Origin of the sequence: Saccharomonospora iraqiensis subsp. paurometabolica YIM 90007, from assembly GCF_000231035.2 — a bacterium.
Classification (GTDB): Bacteria; Actinomycetota; Actinomycetes; order Mycobacteriales; family Pseudonocardiaceae; genus Saccharomonospora; species Saccharomonospora paurometabolica.
The window spans coordinates 222,827-223,355 of record NZ_KI912250.1 but is presented as its reverse complement, the minus strand read 5'-3'; the positions used below and the strand labels follow the sequence as shown (position 1 = coordinate 223,355).

The window sequence follows — 529 nt, the reverse complement described above, 5'->3', positions numbered from 1 at the left end:
CGAGCCGCCCGGCCAGCGCCACCACCGGGACCGCCCCCGGCGTGGCGCACACCGCGTCCAGCGTGTCGAGCAGGCACGCCGCGGCGAGTTCGGCCGCCTGCCCGGGGGTGGCGGGTGGACACAGCCGTGTCTTCACCGCTCCCGGCACCGGTGCCTTCGCCACGACCAGCAGGGCGAAGGCGGCATCCCCGGAACCACCGGGATTGTCGGAGCCGTCCCCGGGGCCCTCGGAGCACGGTGTCACGACGCCCGCCAGACCCGGGCCATGTCCCGGGTCGCCCGCAGCGTGCCGCGCACCGAACCGGACACCTTGGACTCGGTGCCGTCGGTGCGCGGCCGGTAGTGCACGTCCACCTCGTGGACCCGCCAGCCGGCCCGTGCGGCCCGCAGGAGCAGTTCCAGCGGGTAGCCGAAGCCCCGGTCGGACACCCCCAGCGCGAGCAGGTCGGCACGGCGCGCCACCCGGACCGGGGCGACGTCGTGGACGTCGAGCCCGCGGGTGCGCAGCAGCGCCGCCAGTGTCGCGTTG

2 pseudogenes are annotated in these 529 nt (G+C 76.7%); both read right to left on the bottom strand.

The features are described from left to right. A pseudogene (locus tag SACPADRAFT_RS28360) lies at positions 1 to 172 on the bottom strand (glycosyltransferase); the annotation flags it as partial. Between the two features lie 68 nt (positions 173 to 240). Then, a pseudogene (locus SACPADRAFT_RS28355) lies at positions 241 to 529 on the bottom strand (glycosyltransferase); the annotation flags it as partial.